A 22,988-nucleotide genomic window follows, 5' to 3' on the forward strand; every position below is an offset into this window, starting at 1 on the left:
AAAGCATGGCCGCTCCGAGGTGTAAGCCTGTGCATCCACGGCAGGGATGGGGACATACCTTTGAGGGGCGTTCGGATGAGCGTTGATCCATTTGGTCTGAGAATGAGAGGGCAGTTTGGATGAAAACAGGGATGAAATCGGTGAAAAAAGTGGTTTCCCTTCTGGTAGTGCTGGCTCTGATGATCCCACTGACGGGGGAGGTGGCGGTGATGCCGGCCTCGGCCGTGACTCAGGCAGAGATTGATGATTTGAAGGACCAGGCGGCGGATCTGGACAGCCAGCGGGCCCAGCTTCAGCAGCAGCTGAAGGCCATCCAGGCGGACAAGAGTAAGGCGCTGGAGCAGAAGAGCCTGCTGGAGCAGCAGATCAATGCCACCCAGGCGGAGATCAACAACATCCAGGCCCAAATCCAGAAGTATGGCGAGCTCATTACCGAGAAAGAAGGCGAGCTGGCCCAGGCGGAGGAGCAGGAGCAGGAACTCTATAAGCTCTTCTGTGAGCGGGTGCGGTATATGGAGGAGGATGGGGAGATATCCTACTGGTCCATCCTGTTCTCCTCCGGCAGCTTCTCCGACCTGTTGGACAACTTCATGATGGTGGAAGAGGTTATTGATTACGATAACAGCGTCATGGAGGAGCTTCTGGCGCTCCAGGAGCAGATTAAGGCGGATAAGGCGGACCTGGAGAGCTCCAAAGCGGAGCAGGAGGCGGCCAAGGCCAAGCAGGTAACCGCCCAGCAGGCGCTGAAGGACCAGGAAGCCCAGGTGGATGCCCTTTTGGAAGAGATTAGCGGCCAGGAGGAACTGGTGAAGGAGGCGGAGGCAGAGCTAAGGGCAGCGGCCAACGCTGTGGACAACGAGATCAAGCGGCTGGAGAAAGAGATGGCTGACCAGATCAGCAGTGTCCCCAGTGAATCAGGCTTTCTCTGGCCCCTGGCCTCCAGCCGGAACACCCTGTCCTCCCTGTTCGGAACCCGCAAGGACCCGTTCACCGGCAGGCCGGGCAACCACACCGGAATTGACGTCCCCGCTCCCAAGAATACCCCCATCTACGCCGCTAAAAGCGGCGTGGTCACTACCTCCGTTTACGGCTCAGGCTCCTCCTGGTCCTATGGCAACTATGTGGTGGTCTCCCACAGCGACGGCACCTCCACCCTCTACGCCCACATGAACAGCCGGGCGGTGTCCAAGGGGGAGACGGTGTCTCAGGGCCAGGTCATCGGCTATGTGGGCACCACAGGCCGTTCCACCGGCTATCACCTCCATTTTGAGGTGCGGGTGAACGGCACCCGGAAGGATCCGGTGAATTACTACAAGGACAAGACCCTCTACTATCGCTCGGGAGGCAAGACCGTCCTGCTTCCCCACTGAGTAAAAGTTTATAAAACCGACACGGCTTTGCCGTGCCGGTTTTTTGTCCCAGGAAAGGAGAACAATCAATATGGGATTTTCCCTGGAAACCAGTGTCCCGGTCCTCACCGTCTTTGTGCAGGGCCTGCTCAGCTTCTTTTCCCCCTGCGTCCTGCCGCTGGTGCCGCTCTATGTCAGCTACCTGGCAGGAGGCGCCCGCACCGTAGGAGAGGACGGAACCATCCACTATCCCCGGGGCCGGGTGATGGTGAACACCCTCTTTTTCGTCCTGGGCGTCAGCTTCACCTTTGTGGCGCTGGGCTTCGGCTTTACCGCCCTCGGCCGGTTCTTCAGCGGCAACCGGGTGTGGTTTGCCCGGGTCAGCGGCGCCATTATGATCCTCTTTGGTCTCTATCAGCTGGGTATCTTTGGCAAATCCAAGGCAGTGGAACAGGAGCATCGCCTGCCCCTGCGCCTGGATAAATGGGCCATGAACCCCATCACCGCCCTGGTGTTGGGCTTTACCTTCAGCTTCGCCTGGACCCCCTGTGTGGGCCCCACCCTGGGCAGCGTGCTGCTCATGGCCTCCTCGGCAGGTACCGCCGGAGCGGGATTCCTCCTGATCGGGGTGTATACCCTGGGCTTCGTCATCCCCTTCCTGGCGGTGGGCCTCTTCACCGGGGCGGTGCTGGACTTCTTCAAGCGCCATCAGAAGGTGGTGCGCTACACCGTGAAGGTGGGGGCCGTACTGCTGATCCTCATGGGTGTCATGACCATCACGGGCTATATGAACGGCATTACCAGCTACCTCTCCACCGTGGGAGGCAGCACCTCCCAGAGCCAGACAGACGCTTCGGGTCAGAGCGGAAGCCAGAGTCAGCAGGACAAGGAGGAGCAAAGTGCCGGCTCCTCCCAGACCGAGGGGAGCGCCTCCTCCAGCGGGGAGGAGACCACCCTGGTCCCCGCCCCGGACTTCACCCTCACTGACCAGTACGGCAATACCCATACCCTCTCGGACTACAAGGGCAAGACCGTCTTCCTGAACTTCTGGGCCACCTGGTGCAAGCCCTGCCAGAGCGAGATGCCGGAAATCCAGGCCATGTATGAGGATTACGGGGAGAACCAGGGGGACCTGGTGGTGCTGGGAGTGGCTAACCCCAAGTCGGCGGACTATCCCACCAGCCAGGACGTGAGCCAGGAGGAAGTGGAGCAGTTTTTGACCGACAACGGCTACACGTTCCCGGTACTTATGGACTCTGCGGGCGAGGTATTCGCCATGTACGGCATCTGGGCCTTCCCCACCACGTTCATGATTGATACAGACGGCAACGTCTTCGGCTATGTGGCCAGTGCCCTCACCCGGGATATGATGGAGAGCATTGTTCACCAGACCATGACCGGCGAGCGGGTGAACGGATAAAAAAGAGACCGGATCTCGGAAAGAGATCCGGTCTTCTTTTATCCCAGAGCCACGTCCAGAATCATCATAATCACAAAGCCTGCCATGACGCTGAGGGTGCCCACGTTGGAGTGCTCCCCCAGATGGGCCTCAGGGATGAGCTCCTCGGTGACTACATACAGCATGGTGCCTGCGGCGAAGGATAAAAGCCAGGGCATGAAGGGCTCAATGGCTCCGGCGGCCAGTACTACCAGAATGCCGAAGATGGGCTCCACCAGCCCGGACAGGGCGCCGTACAGGAAGGAGCGGCCGGTGCTCACCCCCTCCTGCCGCAGGGGCAGGGAGATGGCGGCACCTTCAGGGAAATTCTGAAGGCCGATGCCGATGGCCAGAGCCAGGGCAGCGGACAGGCCGCCGCCGCTGTGCTGGGCAGCCAGGGCGAAGGAGAGGCCAACGGCCATTCCCTCGGGGATGTTGTGCAGGGTGACGGCCAGCACCATCAGGGTGGTGCGCCGCCAGGAGGAGGGCAGGCCCTCCGGGGCTTCGGCCTCGGGGTGCAGGTGGGGCAGCAGGTTGTCCAGCCCCCACAGGAAGAGTACGCCCAGCAGAAAGCCTCCCGCGGCGGGCAGCCAGCCAATACCCCCCAGAGCTTCCGTCTCCTCAATGGCGGGGAGCAGCAGGCTGAATACCGAGGCGGCCACCATCACGCCGGCGGCAAAGCCCAGAAAGATGCGCTGCAGGGAGGGGGTGGTGCGGCCACGGAACACCAGCACGGTGGCCGCCCCCAGGGCGGTCATGAGAAAGGTAAAGCCGGTGCCTACTGCGGCCCAAAGAATAGGGTGATTCATAAAACCTCCTAGAGTTTTCGATAGAGGTGCAGGTCAAAGCCAATCTGGCAGTCCAGGGAGGACAGTGCCTCCAGCCGGGCGATTCCCTCTTTTGGGGTCTTCCAGGCGTAGGGGGTCATGTGGAAGAGCGCCATAATATCAGCGCGTTCCGTGAGGGAGAGGGTGTAGCGCACCGACCGGGCTTCCTGCCACGCAAAGCCGGGGTAGTCCTCCCGCTTCACCGGGTTTTCGTAGGGCTGAGGGTACAGGACCTCCTTCATCTCCCACAGATGCCGGGCGGAGGGCACCACATAGAGAAACAGCCCGCCCGGACGCAATACCCGGGCAAATTCCTCCACAGCCAGGGGGGAGAAGACGTTGGTCAGTACATCGGCGCTGCCGTCTCCCAACGGGAGATGGTACACCGAGGCCACGGCAAACTCACCCTGGGGCAGCCGCTTGGACGCCCGGCGCAGGGCAAACTTGGAGAGATCTACCCCTGCCGCCCGGGGCTGGTGCCCGGCCTCCTCCAGGGCGCGGAAGAGCCCCTGGGTGTAATAACCCTCGCCACAGCCGCTGTCCAGCAGGACAGGCTGGGGCAGGTGGGACACAGATTCCGTGACCTCCAGCAGGGGGGCATAGTGCCCCTTATCCAGGAATGCGGAGCGGGCAGCCACCATCTCCTTGTCATCACCGGGGTTTTTGGAGTGCTTCCGGTTGGCGGGCAGCAGATGGACATAGCCCGCCGCGGCCCGGTCAAAGCTGTGGCCGGCGGGACATACGTAGCGGCCCTCCTGAACCTCCAGGGGGGCGGCACACAGAGGACAGCAGAATAAGCTGGACAAAACGGTTCACCTCAACTCCCATTATGCCGAAGGGGAGGGAAAATAGCAAGGCAAATTTTCACGGAAAAAAACGGAGGCCGCATCTGCGGCCTCCGGAGAGAAAAAAGACAGCTCAGCCCTCGTACAGGGGGAAGCGTCCGGTGAGCTCCTTCACCTGGGCGCGCAGCTCCTCCACGTGCTGGGCGTAGTCGTCCCGGGCCACCTGGCAGATGAGCTTGCCCACCTGCTGGGCCTCTGCCTCCCGGAAGCCCCGGGCGGTGATGGCGGGAGTGCCCACCCGGATGCCCGAGGTGACGAAGGGCTTTTCCGGGTCGTTGGGAATGGCATTCTTGTTGACGGTGATATACACCTCGTCCAGCCGGTGCTCCATCTCCTTGCCGGTGAGGTGGGCGGGGCGGAGGTCCACCAGCATCAGGTGATTGTCCGTGCCGCCGGACACCAGGTCCAGGCCGCCCTCCAGGATGAACTGGGCCAGCACCTTGGCGTTTTTCACGATCTGATGCTGATATTCCTTGAATTCCGGCTTCAGGGCCTCGCCCAGAGCCACCGCCTTGGCGGCGATGATGTGCTCCAGAGGACCGCCCTGGGAGCCGGGGAAGATGGCGGAGTTGAGCTTTTTGGCGATCTCCGGGTCGTTGCACAGCAGCATGCCGCCCCGGGGCCCGCGGAGGGTCTTGTGGGTGGTGGTGGACACCACGTCGGCGTAGGGAACGGGGGAGGGGTGTTCCCCGGCGGCCACCAGACCGGCGATGTGGGCCATGTCCACAAAGAGGTAGGCCCCCACCTCGTGGGCAATGTCAGCAAAGGCCTTGAAATCGATGACCCGGGGATAGGCGGAGGCACCGGCCAGAATCATGCGGGGCTTGCACTTGCGGGCCAGATCCCGCACCTGGTCGTAGTCAATGTAGCCCTTTTCGTCCACCCCGTAGGGCACCATGTGGTAGTTGCGGCCGGAGAAGTTCACCGGGGAGCCGTGAGTCAGGTGGCCGCCGTTGTCCAGGCTCATGCCCATGACCGTGTCCCCCAGCTGGCACAGGGCCTGGTAGACGGCGTAGTTGGCCTGAGCGCCCGAGTGGGGCTGGACATTGGCGTAGGCGGCGCCGAAGAGTTTCTTGGCCCGCTCGATGGCGATGTTCTCCACCACATCCACACACTGACAGCCGCCGTAGTAGCGTTTGCCGGGATAGCCCTCGGCGTACTTATTGGTGAGGACGGTCCCGGCTGCGGCCAGCACAGCGGGACTGACGATGTTTTCCGAGGCAATCAGCTCAATGTTCTGCTGTTGCCGGTCATATTCTGCCCGGACGGCGCTGCCCACCTCCGGGTCGTAGGACTGAAGAAAATCCATGCACTCTTTGACCATTCAAAAGCTCCTTTCCGCATTTGGATGCGGTGTTTTATAATTTTGCGGTTTAGCGCGCTGCACCACAAGAAAAAAGATTGCTCACATTATAACAGATTTTTTTGAAAAAACAATGTGTGTACCGGAAAAAGTCGTCGAAAATTTATGCCGGATATGTTATAATATAAAAGTTACGTACCGGAACAGAACATCACATGCAAGAGGTGAGCGGATATGGCAAAACAGAAAAAGGCCGTGCTGGCCATTGTGGAGGAGCTCAAGCGGCTCTACCCGGAGGGAATCTGCTCTCTGGAATATCAGAAGGACTACGAGCTGCTCTTTTCCGTACGGCTGGCGGCGCAGTGCACCGACGAGCGAGTCAACCAGGTAACGCCTGCCCTCTTTGCCCGGTTCCCCACCCTGGAGTCTCTGGCCCAGGCGGATGTGTCGGAGGTGGAGCAGTACATCCATTCCACCGGATTTTTCCGGGCCAAGGCCCGTGACATTGTTCTGGCCTCTCAGATGCTGCTGCAGGAGTACGGCGGCAAGGTGCCCGACACCATGGAGGACCTGCTCAAGCTTCCCGGCGTGGGCCGGAAGACGGCCAACCTGATTTTGGGCGATGTGTACCACACCCCCGGCGTGGTGGTGGCGGATACCCACTGCATCCGCATCTCCGGTCTGCTGGGCCTGACTGACGGCACCAAGGATCCGGGGAAAGTGGAGCAGCAGCTCCGCGCCATTCTGCCCCCGGAGGAGTCCAATGACTTCTGCCACCGGCTGGTCCTCCACGGGCGGGCAGTGTGCATTGCCCGCCGGCCTCAGTGCCAGAGCTGTACCCTGCGTCCCTGGTGCGACTACTTTACCAAGCAGCAGAAAGCGGCCAAGTAAAATGAATTGAAATTAAATTTGGATGATGTTGTAACGAAGGTGTCTTAGATTGAGCGCGGAAACAAGAAATCGTTGGGTGTGTTATCTCGTTGGAATGCTGCTTCTGGCCCTGGGGCTGACTCTGAATACCAAGACCGGACTGGGCGTATCGCCCATTGTCTCGGTGGCCTTCTGCGCGTCCCAGCTGCTGGAGCTGAACTTCGGCGATATGACCTTTTTGCTGTATGTGGTGTTTGTGGCGGCCCAGTTTTGGATCCGGGGTAAGGATCGCCGGATGTCCGACCTGCTGCAGATTCCGCTGAGTCTGGTGTTCAGCCGTGTTCTGAATTTCTATGACGCACTGATCCCCTATGACAGCACCCAGGCCGGTTTTCTGAGTAATCTTGTGCTCCTGCTGGCGGCGGTGCTGATCACCGGGATCGGGGTGTCCATGACGGTCAATATGCGCCTGGTGCCCAATCCGGGGGACGGCATTGTGGCGGCTCTGGCCCAGCGGCTGGGCTGGGAGCAGGGGTTTGGCAAAAACGTATTTGATGTGGGCTGCGTCATCCTCACCTGCGGAATCGGCCTGCTGGCCTCCGGCCATGTCATCGGGATTGGAATTGGAACCCTCATCGCCATGCTGGGCGTGGGGCGCTCCATTTCTCTGGTCAACCACCTGTTCCGGGAGAAAATGTGCCGCAGTGCCGGCCTGGAGCAGGCGGCCCACACGTGAAAACCATTTGAACCGGGAGGGTGAGCAACATGGCATACCGGCCGCTGGCCGATGAAATCCGGCCGCAGACCCTGGATGAGGTGGTGGGGCAGAAGCACATTCTGGGTCCCAACGGCCTACTGCGCCGGATTATCGAAGGGGGAACCATCCCCAATCTGATTTTCTATGGGCCGTCAGGCACCGGAAAGACCACCGTCGCCAACATTATCGCAAAACGCACCAATCGGCCGCTCCATCGGCTCAACGCCACCACCGCCTCTATCTCCGACATCAAGGAGATTATGGCGGACATCGGAACGCTGATGGCTCCGGAGGGAGTGCTGCTGTACCTGGATGAGATCCAGTACTTTAATAAAAAGCAGCAGCAGTCTCTGCTGGAGTTTATGGAGGACGGCCGGATAACGCTGATTGCCTCCACCACGGAGAACCCCTTTTTCGCTGTGTTCGGGGCGGTGCTGTCCCGTTCCACCGTGTTTGAATTCAAGCAGATTACCGCCGAGGATGCCCTGCCCGCCATTGACCGGGGCATCGCCATTATGGAGAAGCGGCTGGCGGTCCGGGTGGAGTGCGAGGACGGGGTGCGGGAGCATCTGGCCTGGGCCTGCGGCGGAGATATCCGCAAGGCCATGAACGCCCTGGAGCTGCTGCTCAACGCGGGGCGGCGGGAGAACGGAACCCTGGTGGTGACCCTGGAGGATGCCCAGATGGTGGCCCAGAAATCGGCCATGCGCTATGACCGGGAGGGTGACGCCCACTTTGATATCGCCTCCGCCCTGATGAAATCCATGCGGGGCTCCGATCCGGATGCGGCGCTGCACTATTTGGCCCGGCTGCTGGAGGCGGGGGACATGATCACCGCCATCCGCCGGATCCTCTGCTCGGCCAGCGAGGATGTGGGGCTGGCCTATCCCCAGGCGGCTTTGATTGTGAAGGCCTGCGTGGACAGCGCACTCCAGCTGGGTTTGCCCGAGGCCAAGCTGCCTCTGGCCCAGGCGGTCCTGCTTTTGGCCACCTCTCCCAAGTCCAATTCCGCCTGCATGGGCATTGAACAGGCCATGGCCGACGTGCGTGCGGGAAAGGCGGGGAGCATTCCCCGGGAGCTGCAGAACGTCCACGCCGATTCCAAGGGGATGGAGCGGGAGCAGGGCTACAAGTACCCCCATAGCTTCCCCCACCACTGGGTGGAGCAGCAGTACCTGCCCGACGAGCTGAAGGGCGTACACTACTATCAGTATGGCGACAACAAAAACGAGCAGGCCGCCCGCCGCTATTGGGACGAGATCAAGGGCGGAGCAGGAAAGAGGTAAGGGCGTATGGAACACCAGATTATCGTGGAAACTGAGGTAGAGGCCGCGCCGGAGCTGACCGGACAGGTGACTCGGGTCATCGAGGCGGCGCTGAAGGCAGAGCAGGTGAAGGTCCCCTGCGAAATCAGCGTGCTGTTCACCGACAACGACGGCATCCAGGCGATCAACCGGGAGATGCGGGAGATTGACCGGCCCACTGACGTGCTGTCCTTTCCCATGTTTGAGTTGGAGCCGGGCGTCCCGCCGGAGGACGAGGACTACCTGGACCCGGAGACCGGAATGTGCCCCCTGGGGGATATGTGCATTTCCCTGGAGCGGGCGGAGGAGCAGGCCAAGGAGTACGGTCACTCCCTGGAGCGGGAGCTGTGCTACCTGGCGGTTCATTCGGTGCTCCACCTGCTGGGCTACGACCATCTGGATGAGGGCCCCATGAAGCGTCAGATGCGCGCCCGGGAGGAAGCTATTCTGGGCGAGTTGGGCATTACCCGGGAAGCCGAAGAAGTCTGACGATTGCAAAGACTATGGCCGAAGGGCCATAACATAAAAATGCTCAAAGAAAGTTGAGGATCATCTCTATGTCCATTGAAAAATCTGGAATTATTACCCTCTGCGGCCGCCCCAATGTGGGAAAATCCACCCTGATCAATGCCCTGGTGGGGGAGAAGGTGGCCATCGTCACCAATAAGCCCCAGACCACCCGCAACCGCATCTGCGGTGTGCTCACCCGGGGGGAGAGCCAGTTTGTCTTTGTGGATACCCCGGGCCTTCACAAGGCCCGCACCCGCCTGGGGGATTATATGGTCAACGTGGTGCGGGAGTCGGTGTCCGACGTGGATGCTGTGGTGCTGCTGGTGGAGCCCATTGCCCACATCGGGGAGCCGGAACGTCAGCTGATGGACCGCATCAAGACTCTGAAGTGTCCCGCGGTGCTGGTCATCAACAAGACGGACACCCTGGAGCATAAGGAGCAGCTGCTGGAGGTTATTTCTCTTTACAGTCAGGCCTGCCCCTTCGACGCCGTGGTTCCCATGTCCGCCCGGAACAAGGAAGGGGTGGAGGAGCTGCTGCAGGTGCTGGAGGGCTACCTGCCCGAAGGTCCCCAGCTCTTCCCGGAGGATATGACCTCCGACCAGCCGGAGCGGCAGATGATGGCGGAGATTTTGCGGGAAAAGCTGCTGCTGTGCCTGGACAAGGAGATTCCCCACGGCACCGCGGTGGAGATCACCCGTTTTGCCGAGCGGGACGACGAGGTCATCGAGGTGGAGGCCACTATCTACTGCGAGAAGAGCAGCCACAAGGGCATCATCATCGGTAAGGGCGGATCTATGCTCAAGAAGGTGTCCACCCTGGCCCGACAGGATATGGAGCGGTTCATGGGTACCAAGGTGTACCTCCAGACCTGGGTGAAGGTGAAGGAGAACTGGCGGGACAATCCGGCGGCCATCCAGAATTTCGGATACAGCGCCGACAAGGGTGTCTGAGCGCCGGACAAATCGTAGGGAAAAAGGCCGCGGTGCCGACCATTTGGTCGGCCCCGCGGCCTTTTTTGCCTTGATAAATGATTTACAGTGTCTGGACAGCTTTCTTGACCCCATCTAAATCCGCCTGATCCGGGTGGGAGAGGGCCCGGTCAAAGTTCTCCAGCATCGCCGTGCGGCGGGGGCTGTCCTCCATGGCCTCGTAGCGCTGGCGGACGGCCTGGGGCATTTTGCCCTGGCACATGTAGCGGCCCACAACATGGGCGGAGGCGGGCACATTGGCCTGCACGGAGGAGAGAATTTTTTCAAAGTAGGCCGGGGCACCGCCGAAGCCGGCGGTACCGAAGAGGAAGACCTCCTGGTCGGTGAGAGAGGCCAAAAAGGCCTGAACCTCTTCAGCGCAGGTGCCCTTGTCCGTCCAGAAGCCCACATAAATCCGCTGGGCCTTCAGAGCCTCCGGGCTGGGAGCGCCGAAGTAGAGGCAGTCCTCTGCGGGCAGGGCCTCTGAGATAGCCTGAGCCAGCTGCTTGGTGTTTCCGGTTTTGCTGCTGAATACAATGGCGTACTTCATGACATAGTCTCCTTCTTTTCGTAAATACAGTGGACACCCCGGTGGGCCATCATGCCGCCCAGGCATTCCTTGTTGCAGCGTACACAGCGGTGGAGCTCCGACACCCGGCCGGAGCGCACCTTTTCCGGCCAGTCGGGGTCGGCGATGAGCTGACGGCTCATGGCGGCGCATTGGATGCGGCCGGAGGCCAGCTGCTCTTCCACAAAGTCCGGGCGGGTCAGTCCGCCCACGCCGCAGATGGGGAGGGCGGTGTAATGCCGTACCTGGTCACAAAACTTTAAAAAGCAGCCCTCCTGTCCAAATTCCGGGTGATTGGCAGGGGGAATGGTATCGCTGAGGTCGGAGTGGTTGGCCAGGGTTACATGGAAGCTGGTCACCCCCGCCTGTTCCAGAAGCGGTACAAAGACGGACAGCTCCGACTCGGCCACACCCGCCTTGCCGTAAGCGGGGTCTTCCTGACGGACAGGCAGCTTGTAATCGATGGGAACATCGGGCAGACGGCGGCGCACTGCCTGCACGGCCTCCACAGCGAAGCGGGCCCGGTTCTCGGGGCTTCCGCCGTATGCGTCGGTGCGGTGATTAAAGAAGGCGGAGCTGAAGCTGCCGCACATCCGGTCCCCGTGGATCTGGATGAGGTCAAAGCCCGCCTGCCGGGCCAGCACAGCCGCCTGACCAAAGGCATCGGTGATGCGGTGGATTTTTTCCACGGGCAGGCCGGTGATGTAAGGGCCCACCTGCGCGTTGAGGAGGGGGCGCAGCTGCTGAGGGGTGATTTTCTTACTCAGTACGCCGGGAATGTATTTCACCATGGCCTTCAGGTTGGAGTCGGACTGGTGCAGCTGGGCGCACAGCTTGCAGTCATACTGGTGGACCGCCTCGGCCAGGGAGCGGTAAAATGCAAAGCCCTTTTTGGTGTAGAGGCTGGGGCCGAAGCCGTGCCGCCCCACCGGCACATCCCCCAAAATAATCATAGCGCAGCCGCCCTGGGCAATGCGTACCAGCCGCTGGGTCATCTCCTCCTGGGACACGCCCAGGGAAGTGGGGGCAAAGACAATGGGGTTTTTCAGAGTTACTCCGCCGTAGTTGACGGGGCTGTTGGTGTGTTCGTACATAGAAGCTCCTTTTCATGGTTCCGCGCAGCCTTGGCCAGAAGGGCCAGCAGCTGCTGGCGCTCCTCCTTTGTGAGAGGAGCAAGGACTTGTTCGTCCCAGTCAAAGAAGACCTGGTGGCTGACGGAGAAGGCCTGCTGCCCTTTCTCGCTCAGCTCCAGCCGGTAGGTCCGGCCCGCCTTTTCCTTGGTCATAAAGCCGTCTTCCACCAGCTTGGCAATGCTGCGCTGCGAATACCCCCAGTCCAATCCCAACGTCTGGGTTAGCTGGCTTGGACTGCAGCCCGGGTGCTTGCCCACATAGAGGACCAGGAACAGCGAGCCGAAGTTGAGACCCAGCGTTTGAAGCTGCCGGGTGGTATAGGCGGTAAAGCCACGGTAGAAGAGCGAGGAATAGTAGGAAAAGGTTCCGAACATACAGGCGCCTCCAATCACTTGACTTTGTCAAGCGTAGCAGATATACTTGACAAAGTCAAGTATAAAAATAAGCTGTTTCCCCTGAAAAATTTGGAATACAGGAACAGGAAACGGCACGAAACCGCAAAAAATAGGGAAAAGCTCTATACATGGGGAAGAAAGTTCGATATAATAAATTGATCATCCCCGCGGTGCATGCCGGAGGGGATTTTCGCTGATATGGAATGGAAAAGCAATGGGCTTGACCGCCCCTGTGGGCGCGGATAGGGAGGCGTTTTTTTGTATCGTGTAGAGGAGTACTGCATGCCATCTTCTCTGGAGGAGGCGTGCCAGCTGCTGAGCAGCGACCCGAAAAATCATGTGGCCCTGGGCGGCTGCTGCTGGCTGCGGCTGGGTAACCGGCGGATTCGGAAGGCCGTGGACCTGAGCCGGCTGGGCCTGGACTACATTCGGGAAGAGAAAGGCTGGCTGGTGCTGGGGGCAAGTGTCCCTCTGCGCCAGCTGGAGATCCATCCGGCGGTGACCGGGCGCTTTGACGGCCTGCTGGGCCGAGCGGTGTCCTCCATCGTGGGGGTGCAGTTCCGGAACCTGGCCACCGTGGGCGGGTCGGTGTATGCCCGGTTTGGATTTTCCGATGTGATTACCGCCCTGCTGGCCCTGGACGCCCGGGTGGTGTTCCATCGGGCGGGGGAGATGTCCCTGGAGGCGTTTTTGGCCTCGGACGGCTGCCCCGGAGATGTGCTTGTTGAGATTCGTATCCCGGACGATGGCCGGCGGGCGGCCTATGAGAGCGTGCGGCGCAGCAGCACCGATTTCCCGGTGCTGGCCGTGGCGGTGAGCCGTCTGGGAGATGACTGGCGGGTGTCTGTGGGCGCCCGGCCCTATGCGGCCCAGCGGTCCGCTGAGGCGGAAGCCTGCCTGGCCCGGGGCGAGGGAGCGCAGGCAGCGGGCGAAGCCGCGGCGGCTCAGCTGCGCTTTGGAAGCAACCTGCGTGGCAGCGAGGAATACCGCCGCCGCATGGCCGAGGTGCTGGTGCGCCGGGCGGCCCAGCAGCTGGAGGAGGAGCAAGGATGAAGGTTACCATAACACTGAACGGCATCCCCTATACCCGGGAGGTTGCCGGGGATTTGATGCTGCTGGATTTTGTGCGGGCGTGCGGCTGCCTCAGCGTGAAGCGGGGCTGTGGCACCAGCAACTGCGGTCTTTGTACCGTCTGGGTGGAGGGCACTCCGGTGCTGTCCTGCTCCTATCCCGCGGTCCGGGCGGACGGTAAGCGTGTGACCACCCTGGAGGGCGTGCAGGAGGAGGCAGAGGCCTTCGGCCAGTGCATGGCCCGGCAGGGTGCGGAGCAGTGCGGCTACTGCAGCCCCGGCTTTATCATGACTGTGCTGGCCATGGCCCGGGAGCTCACCGATCCCACTGAGGAGGAGATTGCCCATTATCTGGCGGGCAATCTGTGCCGCTGCACCGGCTATGTGAGCCAGATGCGGGCCATTCAGGCCTGGCTGAAGGAGAGACGGAGGGAGGAGCAGGCATGAAGCTGGTCAATGAGGCAATTCCCAAGCTGGACAGCGGGGCGCTGACCGGCGGCAAGGGAGTCTATACCGATGACATCGCCCCCGCCGACTGCCTGGTTGTGAAGGTGCTGCGCAGCCCCCATGCCCATGCCCGGATTCGGGAGATCAAAAAGACGGCGGCCAGTAAGGTGCCGGGTGTGGTGGCCGTGCTCACCTGGGAGGACGTGCCCAAAATCCGCTACACCCTGGCGGGACAGTCCTACCCCGAGCCCAGTCCCTACGACCGGTATATTCTGGAGCAGACTGTGCGCTATGTGGGCGACCCGGTGGCCATTGTGGCCGGCGTGGACGAGGCCTGCGTAGACAAGGCCATGCGGATCCTCAAGGTGGACTACGAGGTGCTGGAGCCGGTGCTGGACTTTGAGCAGGCCCTGGACAACCCGGTGCTGGTCCACCAGGGGGAGGACTACTTCAACAACTTTGACATCGGCGGCGACCCCGCCCGCAACCTGGTGGCCAGCGGCTGCGAGGGGGAGGGGGATGTTGAGGCGGAGCTTGCGAAGTGCGATGTGGTGCTGGACCGCACCTACTACACAAAGGCCAACGCCCAGGCCATGATGGAGACCTTCCGCACCTACACCTATCTGGATTGTAACGGCCGCCTCAATGTGGTGACCTCCACCCAGGTGCCCTTCCACTGCCGGCGTACCATCGCCCGGGCGCTGGACCTGCCCATGACTGCCGTGCGGGTGGTTAAGCCCCGGATTGGCGGCGGCTTCGGGGCCAAGCAGACCCTGGTCAGTGAGCTCTTCCCCGCCCTGGTCACCCTGCGTACCGGCCGTCCGGCCAAGATTGTCTATACCCGGGCGGAGTCCTTCCAGGCCTCCAACAGCCGCCACCAGATGCGGGTTCGGGTGCGGGTGGGCGCCATGAAGGACGGAACCGTGCGGGCCATTGACATGCACGCCCTGTCCAACGCCGGAGCCTACGGGGAGCACGCCTCCACCACCGTGGGCCTGGTGGGCCACAAGAGCATTCCCCTCTATGCCAAGGCCAAGGCATTCCGCTTCTCCTGGGACGTGGTGTATACCAATACCATGGCAGCGGGGGCATTCCGAGGCTACGGAGCCACTCAGGGCTGCTTTGCCCTGGAATCCGCCATCAACGAGCTGGCGGTGGAACTGGGGGTGGACCCTGCCCAGCTGCGGCTTCAGAACATTCCCCAGCCCGGGGAGACCATGCCCGCCTATTACAATGAGCCCCTCAGCAGTTCCAAGCTGGAGGAGTGTATCCGCACCGGCATGAAGCTCATCGGCTGGGAGGAGAAGTATCCCCGGGTCCAGGTCTCCGACCATAAGGTCCGGGGCCTGGGCATGGCCATCACCATGCAGGGCTCGGGCATCTCGGCGGTGGATACCGCCACCGCCACCATCAAGCTCAACGATGATGGCTATTACACCCTGATGATCGGGGCTACCGATATGGGTACGGGCTGCGACACCATCCTGGCTCAGATGGCGGCGGAGACACTGAACTGCTCCCTGGAGCGCATCACGGTGGACGGAGTGGACACCGACCACTCCCCCTTTGATACCGGATCCTACGCCTCCAGCACCACCTATGTCACCGGCAACGCGGTGGTGAAGGCCTGTACCCAGCTGATGGAGTCCATTACCGTCCAGGGAGCCAAGCGGCTGGGCATCCCGGTGGAGCAGGCGGAGTTTGACGGAGAGCGGGTCTTTGACTGTGCAGAGCCCTCCCGGGGCATTACCCTCAGCCAGCTGGCTCAGGCCCTGGTGGTGGGAGAGGGGACCCAGTGGCTCACCGCCACTGCCAGCCATTGCAGCCCCACCTCGCCCCCGCCGCTGATGGCGGGCTTTGCCCAGGTGGAGGTGGACCTGGAGACCGGCGAGGCCAAGGTGACGGACTACGTGGGCGTGGTGGACTGCGGCACCGTGGTCAACAAGAACCTGGCCCGGGTCCAGGCGGAGGGCGGCATCGCCCAGGGCATCGGTATGGCCCTCTACGAGGACATTCAGTACGACAGCCGGGGCCAGATGCTCAACCACTCCTTCATGCAGTATAAGATTCCCTGCCGCACTGACCTGCCTCAGATTCGGGTGGCCTTTGAGGAGAGCCATGAGCCCAGCGGGCCCTTTGGAGCCAAGTCCATCGGCGAGGTGGTCATCAATACCCCGGCCCCTGCGGTGGCCCAGGCCATCTTCAATGCCACAGGCGTGCGGGTGCGCAGCCTGCCCATTACGCCGGAGCATATCCTGCTGGGCGGGGAGAAGCATTGAGTCCGCTGTATTCGGCATATATCATGTAAAAAGAGAGGCCCGTTCCCCCGAGGGGGAACGGACCTTTTTTACAGCAAAATCTGGGTGCAAACCGGGATTCAGGAGAGGGAGGACACATCCGCCCGGGAAAGAATGGCAATAAACTGGGCAGCCTTGGGACGGTCGGCCAGGGGGTAACCAGCCAGGTGCGTCACCAGATCCGGATTACAGCGCCAGGCAATGTTGGCGGCAGAACGGATGTTGCGCTCCACAGCCTTCCAGTTGGTCCCAAACTCTTTGGCTACGTCAGGGTAGAGACACTTGGTCACCAGCTGCAGAGCGTCCGGATTGCCGCGGATCAGCTTTAATGCGCAGGCGGTCTGCGAAAAGGCCACATAGTTTGGCGTGATGCCCAGCCTCATCAGCAGCGTGTAGTAACCAGTCATGACAACCACTCCCAGTTTGTGTATTGTATAAAATAGGGCTCTTTTTACCTCCTTGCTGAATAAGAGACCCCTGAAAAAAGCATACCGAATAGTCCGTTAAAAGGGAAGGCCGAAAAATCGGAAATATGGGCCGATATTCCGGAAATTGGAGGAAAAATGGAAGAAAGGGCGGAAAAGACGGAGATAGGGCGTGATTTTTTGAAATGGTCAGTGGATAAAAGGCAGAGAGAAGCGAGGGGAAGGTAGCGGGCAGGAATGGATATATAAAGTATAAAAAGTGCCCCGCCGCATATTGTGCGGCGGGGCACTTCATAAAGCTGGGTTTACAGCAGATGGAAGTTCACAATCAGGCCGGAGAACACGATGGACACGGTGGACACCAGCTTGATGAGGATGTTCAGAGAGGGACCGGAGGTATCCTTGAAGGGGTCGCCCACGGTGTCACCGATGACGGCAGCCTTGTGCTGCTCGCCGCCCTTGCCGCCGTGGTGGCCGGCCTCAATGTACTTCTTGGCGTTGTCCCAGGCACCGCCGGCGTTGGACATGAACACGGCCATGGCAAAGCCGGTGACGGACACGCCGCCCAGCAGACCAACCACGCCCTCCACAGAGAGAATGAGGCCGGTGAGGATGGGAACGATAATGGCCAACAGGGAGGGCTTTACCATCTCACGAAGGGCGCCCTTGGTGCACAGGCCCACACAGGAGGCGTAGTCAGGGTCAGCAGTGCCGTCCATGATACCGGCAATCTCCTTGAACTGGCGGCGGACCTCCACCACGATGGACTGGGCGGCACGCTGCACCGCGCTCATGGTGAAGGCGGCGAAGACGAAGGTGAGCATAGCGCCGATGAACAGACCCACCAGAACGGCGGGATTGGTGAGGCTCAGGTCGATGGCGCCTCCGGTTTCCTCCAGCTTGGCGCTGACGATGTCCACGTAGGAGACCAGCAGGGCCAGAGCGGTGAGGGCGGCGGAGCCGATGGCAAAGCCCTTGCCGGTGGCGGCGGTGGTGTTGCCCAGGGAGTCCAGAGCGTCGGTGCGCTCACGGACCTCCTTGCCCAGACCGGACATCTCGGCGATGCCGCCGGCGTTGTCAGCCACGGGGCCGTAGGCGTCAGTGGCCAGGGTGATGCCCAGAGTGGACAGCATGCCCACGGCTGCGATGCCGATGCCGTAGAGACCCTGGGAGAAGTTGGCCGCGTAGTCAGCGGAGGCAGTGTTCAGGGAGCCGCCGGCAGCCAGGAAGGAGATGATAACGCCTGCACCCACAATGAGGATGGGGGCGATGGTGGACAGCATGCCCAGAGAGAGACCGCCGATGATGGTGGTGGCGGCGCCGGTCTCGGTGGCCGCGGCCAGGCCTTGAGTAGGCTTGTATGTATCGGAGGTGTAGTATTCGGTGAAGTAGCCGATGGCGCAGCCGCCGATGAGGCCGCACAGGATAGCCACATATACGCCCCAGTTGCCCAGAGTGAAGTAGGTGAGAGGGGCTGCAATGATGGCAGCCAGCACAGCAGCGGTGTAGGTGCCCTTGCGCAGGGTGCCCAGCAGCTCACGCTGGGAAGCGCCCTCCTTGGTGCGGATGAGGAAGGAGCCGAAGATGGAGCACAGGATGCCCACAACGGCCAGTGCGATGGGCAGCAGCATGGACTGCCAGGACTTCTCGGGGTAGGCGGCTACGCCCAGAGCGAAGGTGGCCAGGATGGAGCCTACATAGGACTCATACAGGTCGGCGCCCATGCCGGCCACGTCGCCCACGTTGTCGCCCACGTTGTCAGCGATAGTGGCGGGGTTGCGGGGGTCATCCTCGGGGATACCGGCTTCCACCTTACCAACCAGGTCGGCGCCCACATCGGCAGCCTTGGTGAAGATACCGCCGCCCACGCGGGCAAAGAGGGCCATGAAGGAGGCACCCATGCCGAACATAACCATGGTTTGGGCGATTTTAGCGGCCTCAAAGTGGGCAATGTAGCGGAGAATGTGGAACCACACGGAGATATCCAGCAGGCCCAGGCCCACCACAGTGAAGCCCATGACGGCGCCGGAGGAGAAGGCTACGTTCAGGCCCTTGTTCAGGCTTTCGCTGGCCGCCTGAGCCGTGCGGGCGTTGGCGGAGGTAGCGATCTTCATGCCCACAAAGCCGGCCAGGGCGGAATAGATGCCGCCGGTGAGGAAAGCAAAGGGGATGAACCAGTTATCCAGAAGCCCCCGCCAAGCCAGCAGGAGCAGAACCAAAAACACCACGAAAAAGACCTTGGCCACGGTGGCATACTGGTGCTTTAAGTAGGCGTTAGCACCCTGCCGAATGGCGGCGGCGATCTTTTTCATGGTGTCGTTGCCTTCGGAGAAGGCGAGAACCTTTCGGCGCTGAAACCAGGCAAAGAAAAGCGCGGCAGCAGCGCCTGCAAGTCCGATCCAAAACATATTGTCCAAGTCTAGCACTCCCCTTTTTCATCTCAAGCGGCTCTTTGAATCTCTTTGAAGCGGCTTAAGCGAAATGTTATAGTGCTATTTTAGCATATGGACACAAAAAAGCAAGTGGATTATCAAAGTGAGTTTTACATTTTGACGTAAAAAATAAAGCAAGAAAAAACTTAGGCTGCATGGAAAACGGATAAGTCCTGCGTTCAGGACTTCTGCCAGGCATGACGGCTGAGCAAAATCAGGATGGGCATGATCTCTAAGCGGCCGATTACCATACATGCAGACATCACAAGCTTGGACAAAGGAGAAAACGCGGCAAAGTTGCCCATGGGACCCACAACCTCCAGGCCAGGTCCTACGTTGCTGATACAGGTAAGAGCGGAGCTGAAGGAGGTAGCGAAGGAGAAGTCGTCCAGGGAGATTACCAAAGTGGCGCCCAGCAGAATAAGCACATAGCAGCCCACGAAGGTGAGCACGGAATGGATGGTATCCTCATCCAGGACCTTGCCGTCCAGCTTGACCACTTCCACGGAGCGGGGGTGAGAGATGCGGTGGAGCTCACGGCGGATGGAGCGCAGCAGGATCAGTACCCGGGAGCACTTCATACCGCCGCCGGTGGAGCCGGCACAGGCGCCGCAGAACATGAGCAGAATCAGAATGGCCTGAGAGAACTGGGGCCACTGGACAAAGTCGGCGGTGGAGAAGCCGGTGGTAGAGATGATAGAGGCCACCTGGAACACGGAGTAGCGCAGGCTCTGCCAGATGCTTTCGTACAGGGGCAGGATGTCCACAGCAATCAAAACTGTGGCGCCGGCCACCACCAGCAGGAAGAAGCGCAGCTCGTCGCTGCACAGTACCTCCTTGAAGCGGCGGGTGAGCAGCAGATAAAAGAGGGCGAAGTTCAGAGAGAAGAGCAGAATAAAGACCGTGATGATAAGGTCAATGGCTACGCTTCCGTAGGCGCCCACGCTGATATTGCGGTTGGAAAAACCGCCGGTGCCGGCGGAGGAAAAGGCGTGGATAAAGCAGTCGTAGAGGGGCATTCCGGCCAGCTTCAGGCACAGGACTTCCGCCAGAGTAAGGGCGCAGTAAATCTCATAGAGGATCTTGGAGGTCTGAGACTGCTTGGGAACCAGCTTGGAAAAGACGGGACCGGGAGTCTCGGCCTGGGTAAGATAGTGGGAGCGGATACCCATGGAGGGAACAATGGCGGTGGCCAGGACCAGCACGCCCATACCGCCCATCCAGTGGGTGAAGGAACGCCAGAAGAGAATCCCGCGGGAGTGGGATTCAATGTCCGTGAGGATGGAGGCACCGGTGGTGGTGAAGCCGGAGAAGGACTCAAACAGGCAGTCCACAAAGGAGGGAAACTCTCCGGAGAAATAGAAGGGCAGAGCCCCGGCCACACCGGTCAAAATCCAGATGAGACCCACGGCAAAGAAGCCTTCCCGGGTATAAAAGTGCTTTTTGGAGGGAATGCGGGAGAGGGCAAACCCCACCACCAGCAAAATGGCAGAGGCCAGGGCGAAGGGGGCGGGGGACTCTCCATACAGCAGGGCGACCACCAGAGGCAGCAGAATGGCAGCCGCCTCCAGAATCATGACCCGGCCTACAACCCGTAATACTAACTTATAGTTCATCGGGCGCCCCCCGCCTGTTCGGACAGGTCGCTTCCACCGAAGGCGTCGCCGCCTTTATAAATGTCGTTCAGGTCCAGAATGCCGCTTCCGCGGGAGATAATGATCACATTGTCCCCGGCGCGAAGGGAAGTGGAGCCCTCCGGAATGATGATTTCACCCTCCCGAACAATGACCGAAATCAGAATGCCCGGCTTCAGCCGCAGATCCTTTAGGGGAACACCCAGGTACCGGGTGGAGGGACTGACGGTAAATTCCATGGCCTCCGCTGCTCCGTCGGCGATGCGGTAGAGGGCGTTCATCACGCTGCCCTGGGAATTTTCCATACCCCGGACCACCTGGAGAATGTGCTGGGCGGTAATCAGCTTGGGGGAGATGACGCTGTCCAGACCGATAGCCCGGGCAATGCTGGCATAATTCTGACGGTTGGACTTGGCAATGACCTTGGAAAGTCCCTGCTGCATGGCGTACAGGGAGATAATCAGGTTGTCCTCGTCCCGGTCGGTGAGGGCCACAAAGGCGTCGGAATCCGGTAACCGCTCCGACTCCAGCAGCTCCTGGTCCGTGCCGTCTCCGCACAGTACGGTGGTGTGGGGCAGCTGCTCACTGATAAGGCGGCAGCGCTCCGGATTCATTTCCACCAGCTTGACCTTGATTCTCATTTTTTCCAGGATGGCGGCCAGATACAAAGAAATCTTTCCGCCGCCTACGATGAAGACGTTCTTCACCTTGGGCGTATAGCGTCCCAGGGTATGGAAGAACTGGTCCAGGCTGGTGGGGCGGCCGATGAGGTAGAGCTTGTCCCCTGCCTGGGGGACGAAGGCACCGTTGGGGATGATAACCTCTTCCCCACGCTCCACCGCACAGAACAGCAGGGAGAGCTTTTTCACCTGGTCGGACAGGTCGCGCAGAGGCTTGCCCACCATAAAGTCGTCCTCCAGCAGACGGAAGCCCATTAGCTCCACACGGCCCCGGCAGAAGGTCTCAATGTTGGCCGCGGAGGGGAATCGGAGCAGACGGGAGATTTCCACGGCGGTGGCGTTCTCCGGGTTGATGATCATATCAATGCCCAGAATATGCCGCAGTTCATTCATGCCAGCGGCATATTCCCGGTTGCGGATACGGGCGATGGTGTACTTGGTCCCCAGGTTTTTGGCCGTGAGGCAGCAGACCATGTTGACCTCGTCTGAGTTTGTGGCAGCGATCAACAGATCCGCAGTATCGGCACCGGCATCCCGGAGCGTGGCAACCGACACACCGTTGCCGCGGATCCCCATGATGTCCAGCGCATCCGCGGCTTTGTGCAGAGCACTGTCATTGGAGTCCACGACAACCACATCGTGTTCCTCCCGTACCAGCTGTTCCGCCAGTGTAAAACCCACTTTTCCGTTGCCCACAATGACTATTTTCATTCAGAGCATCCTTTCCAACAAATCAATGTTTCCTCGCTGTGATGAAAAGCCGGCACAAAGGGCCGGCAGAAGGGACACAGATTTTGTTCCGGTCAGATGGTCCACTCTCCATGGACCACGCCCACCAGACGCCAGTGGGCGTCCACCGGCTCAAAGACAAGCTTCAGGGAGCACCAGTCCAACCCCTCGCTGGCCTCGTCCATCTGCGGATAGCAGAAGTCCACGAAGCGGCCCTGGGGGTAGGCCTCTTTCAAATTTTCCAGGGCGTTGCCGTGCATGAGAATGCGGTCCACGCCGATTTGAGGCGCTTGAGTATAGTCGGCGTTGAAGACGTAGCGGGAGAAGTAGTCCTCCATGGTCAGCTCGATGGAGGAGCCTCTTCCGTCCACAGTACCCCAGGTATAGACGGTGGAGTCCTGGGTGAGATTCATGATTTCATCCCGGGAGAAGACCCGGTCAGAGCCGGGTTCTACCGTGGAATAGGGAGTAAAGGTGACACCCTTGGTGGGATGGACAAAGGAAGCCACAGTGCTGTAATCCTCCTGGCGCAGTGCCCGTACCACGGCGCAGGCGGCGTTCAGCAGGGGGGAATTGTCGCTGGTGTCCAGAGAAATCTCGTCCGGAGTAGTCTGAGTGCCCACTGAGTTGGACACAGAGGGGGCCGAGGTGGAAAAACCGTTGGACAGAACCGGCACCGAAGGGACCGAGGGCTTATCCCAGGGAGCGGGCAGCAGACTGCCAATCAGCAGTCCCAGCAACAAGCAAAGAACAGAGGAAAAAAGAATGGACCGCTTCATGAGATAAAAAACCTCCTGGGAAGTTGAAATCGGAAGTGCAGCTTCTGTAAGCAGGGGGTGGACAAGAACGCTTTAAATGTACTTGTAGCAGATACAAGCAGGAACCCTCAACAGCCCGACAGGGGCCGGAGGCTAAAATCCGACAATTTTATAATGAGTACCAAACATTATAGTATAAAAGGACAAACTGGTCAAGGGAAAGGCACAGGGAGAGAAGGCCGGACG

The 22,988-nt window shown here is 60.4% G+C and carries 21 protein-coding genes; 10 read left to right on the forward strand and 11 right to left on the reverse strand.

Annotated features, from left to right (window positions below):
- Positions 1–131 precede the first annotated feature (131 nt).
- Positions 132–1,370, forward strand: a complete 1,239-nt coding sequence (locus AC3YUO_RS05850; RefSeq protein ID WP_489962095.1) for a murein hydrolase activator EnvC family protein — start codon at positions 132–134, stop codon at positions 1,368–1,370.
- Positions 1,371–1,440: 70 nt separating this feature from the next.
- Entirely contained in the window at positions 1,441–2,769 is a 1,329-nt protein-coding gene (locus AC3YUO_RS05855) for a redoxin domain-containing protein (RefSeq protein ID WP_489962096.1), read from the forward strand.
- A gap of 38 nt (positions 2,770–2,807) precedes the next feature.
- Here AC3YUO_RS05855 and AC3YUO_RS05860 read toward each other — a convergent pair whose 3' ends face one another.
- The 3 genes from AC3YUO_RS05860 to glyA form a co-directional block, all read right to left on the reverse strand.
- Positions 2,808–3,596: a ZIP family metal transporter gene (locus tag AC3YUO_RS05860; protein WP_489962097.1), complete on the reverse strand. Its 789-nt coding sequence runs from the start codon at positions 3,594–3,596 to the stop codon at positions 2,808–2,810.
- Positions 3,597–3,604: 8 nt separating this feature from the next.
- A complete protein-coding gene (locus AC3YUO_RS05865; RefSeq protein ID WP_489962098.1) occupies positions 3,605–4,420 on the reverse strand; it encodes a putative RNA methyltransferase in 816 nt (271 codons plus the stop codon).
- Positions 4,421–4,532: 112 nt separating this feature from the next.
- Complete coding sequence (glyA, locus tag AC3YUO_RS05870) at positions 4,533–5,783, reverse strand: serine hydroxymethyltransferase (protein WP_489962099.1); 1,251 nt, start codon at positions 5,781–5,783, stop codon at positions 4,533–4,535.
- A gap of 213 nt (positions 5,784–5,996) precedes the next feature.
- On the opposite strand from glyA, the gene nth reads away from it, so the two are divergent.
- The 5 genes from nth to era all read left to right on the forward strand — a co-directional run bounded on the left by nth (position 5,997) and on the right by era (position 10,156).
- Positions 5,997–6,653 carry an endonuclease III gene (gene nth, locus AC3YUO_RS05875; protein WP_489962100.1) on the forward strand — a complete coding sequence of 219 codons (657 nt, stop codon included), beginning with the start codon at positions 5,997–5,999 and terminating at the stop codon, positions 6,651–6,653.
- Between the two features lie 76 nt (positions 6,654–6,729).
- The gene (locus tag AC3YUO_RS05880) at positions 6,730–7,368 is read left to right on the forward strand and encodes a DUF6198 family protein (protein ID WP_489962101.1); all 639 of its coding nucleotides are present in this window, start codon (positions 6,730–6,732) and stop codon (positions 7,366–7,368) included.
- A 29-nt stretch (positions 7,369–7,397) separates the two neighbouring features.
- Positions 7,398–8,675 carry a replication-associated recombination protein A gene (locus tag AC3YUO_RS05885; RefSeq protein WP_489962102.1) on the forward strand — a complete coding sequence of 426 codons (1,278 nt, stop codon included), beginning with the start codon at positions 7,398–7,400 and terminating at the stop codon, positions 8,673–8,675.
- Between the two features lie 6 nt (positions 8,676–8,681).
- Positions 8,682–9,182 carry an rRNA maturation RNase YbeY gene (gene ybeY / locus AC3YUO_RS05890; RefSeq protein ID WP_489962103.1) on the forward strand — a complete coding sequence of 167 codons (501 nt, stop codon included), beginning with the start codon at positions 8,682–8,684 and terminating at the stop codon, positions 9,180–9,182.
- Positions 9,183–9,250: 68 nt separating this feature from the next.
- Positions 9,251–10,156, forward strand: a complete 906-nt coding sequence (era, locus tag AC3YUO_RS05895) for a GTPase Era (RefSeq protein WP_489962104.1) — start codon at positions 9,251–9,253, stop codon at positions 10,154–10,156.
- A gap of 82 nt (positions 10,157–10,238) precedes the next feature.
- On the opposite strand, the gene bilS is transcribed toward era, so the two are convergent.
- Genes bilS through bilQ form a run of 3 tightly spaced genes read right to left on the reverse strand, consistent with a single transcriptional unit; the run spans position 10,239 to position 12,249 of the window.
- Positions 10,239–10,724 (reverse strand): flavodoxin family protein BilS, encoded by a 486-nt coding sequence (bilS, locus tag AC3YUO_RS05900; RefSeq protein ID WP_489962105.1) that lies wholly within the window; start codon positions 10,722–10,724, stop codon positions 10,239–10,241.
- Positions 10,721–11,836: a bilirubin reductase gene (gene bilR / locus AC3YUO_RS05905; RefSeq protein ID WP_489962106.1), complete on the reverse strand. Its 1,116-nt coding sequence runs from the start codon at positions 11,834–11,836 to the stop codon at positions 10,721–10,723. Before bilR ends, bilS begins: the two co-directional genes overlap by 4 nt.
- Positions 11,794–12,249, reverse strand: coding sequence for a bilirubin utilization transcriptional regulator BilQ (gene bilQ / locus AC3YUO_RS05910; RefSeq protein WP_489962107.1), 456 nt, complete (start codon positions 12,247–12,249; stop codon positions 11,794–11,796). The genes bilR and bilQ overlap by 43 nt, the downstream gene beginning before the upstream one ends.
- A 279-nt stretch (positions 12,250–12,528) precedes the next feature.
- On the opposite strand from bilQ, the gene AC3YUO_RS05915 reads away from it, so the two are divergent.
- From AC3YUO_RS05915 to AC3YUO_RS05925, 3 genes are read left to right on the forward strand one after another with little or no spacing between them, the layout of a single operon-like run.
- Positions 12,529–13,323, forward strand: coding sequence for an FAD binding domain-containing protein (locus tag AC3YUO_RS05915; RefSeq protein ID WP_489962108.1), 795 nt, complete (start codon positions 12,529–12,531; stop codon positions 13,321–13,323).
- Positions 13,320–13,787 carry a (2Fe-2S)-binding protein gene (locus AC3YUO_RS05920; protein WP_489962109.1) on the forward strand — a complete coding sequence of 156 codons (468 nt, stop codon included), beginning with the start codon at positions 13,320–13,322 and terminating at the stop codon, positions 13,785–13,787. Before AC3YUO_RS05915 ends, AC3YUO_RS05920 begins: the two co-directional genes overlap by 4 nt.
- Positions 13,784–16,066 (forward strand): xanthine dehydrogenase family protein molybdopterin-binding subunit, encoded by a 2,283-nt coding sequence (locus tag AC3YUO_RS05925; protein ID WP_489962110.1) that lies wholly within the window; start codon positions 13,784–13,786, stop codon positions 16,064–16,066. Before AC3YUO_RS05920 ends, AC3YUO_RS05925 begins: the two co-directional genes overlap by 4 nt.
- A gap of 98 nt (positions 16,067–16,164) precedes the next feature.
- Here AC3YUO_RS05925 and AC3YUO_RS05930 read toward each other — a convergent pair whose 3' ends face one another.
- The 5 genes from AC3YUO_RS05930 to AC3YUO_RS05950 all read right to left on the reverse strand — a co-directional run bounded on the left by AC3YUO_RS05930 (position 16,165) and on the right by AC3YUO_RS05950 (position 22,763).
- Entirely contained in the window at positions 16,165–16,491 is a 327-nt protein-coding gene (locus AC3YUO_RS05930) for a sporulation initiation factor Spo0A C-terminal domain-containing protein (RefSeq protein ID WP_489962111.1), read from the reverse strand.
- Positions 16,492–16,814: 323 nt separating this feature from the next.
- Positions 16,815–18,917, reverse strand: a complete 2,103-nt coding sequence (locus AC3YUO_RS05935; RefSeq protein ID WP_489962112.1) for a sodium-translocating pyrophosphatase — start codon at positions 18,915–18,917, stop codon at positions 16,815–16,817.
- A 203-nt stretch (positions 18,918–19,120) separates the two neighbouring features.
- Positions 19,121–20,557 (reverse strand): TrkH family potassium uptake protein, encoded by a 1,437-nt coding sequence (locus AC3YUO_RS05940; RefSeq protein WP_489962113.1) that lies wholly within the window; start codon positions 20,555–20,557, stop codon positions 19,121–19,123.
- Entirely contained in the window at positions 20,554–21,966 is a 1,413-nt protein-coding gene (gene trkA / locus AC3YUO_RS05945) for a Trk system potassium transporter TrkA (protein ID WP_489962114.1), read from the reverse strand. The genes AC3YUO_RS05940 and trkA overlap by 4 nt, the downstream gene beginning before the upstream one ends.
- A gap of 92 nt (positions 21,967–22,058) precedes the next feature.
- Positions 22,059–22,763 (reverse strand): hypothetical protein, encoded by a 705-nt coding sequence (locus AC3YUO_RS05950; RefSeq protein ID WP_489962115.1) that lies wholly within the window; start codon positions 22,761–22,763, stop codon positions 22,059–22,061.
- Between the last annotated feature and the right edge of the window lie 225 nt (positions 22,764–22,988).

This window comes from Pseudoflavonifractor sp. HNCC25GI2 (assembly GCF_058136395.1).